The sequence below is a fragment of the Acinetobacter endophylla genome, assembly GCF_053543775.1.
In genome coordinates, this window is record NZ_JBLVOM010000154.1 from 1 (window position 1) to 407 (window position 407).

Genomic DNA, 407 nt, shown 5'->3' on the forward strand with positions numbered 1-407 from the left:
AGCATCTATATTTATCGATTTTTTTAATGAAACATCAATAATAAATTCCCAAATATTAGAACCATTATCTATTGTCAATCCATTTGTAATATCAATATTCGTTTTAAGATAACTTTTGGTAAGTGGATTCCAAGTATCTCCCGCATTTGCAGTTCGTAAAAATAATGGGTTCAGAGCATTGCCAGAAACCAATTGAATCGCGTTTTTGTCGGTACTAAAATTATGTTTAAGCCTTAATATGTAATGATTATTCCCAAGATATGGGCTAGCGTTTACACCGATTGAAGTAGGTGAGATTGAAGCAGTAATATCAGCTCCTACGATTGTTAATTGTTTATTTAACTCAGAGATAAGACTATCTCTGCTATAAGAACCTGCGGCAAGGACAATTGTTTTGTCTCCCCCCA

General features: G+C 33.7%; 1 protein-coding gene. It reads right to left on the bottom strand.

Annotated features, from left to right (window positions below; all coding sequences use genetic code 11):
• Positions 1 to 407: hypothetical protein (locus tag ACNPNW_RS06115; RefSeq protein ID WP_448766726.1), on the bottom strand; the 407-nt coding region annotated here is incomplete at both ends.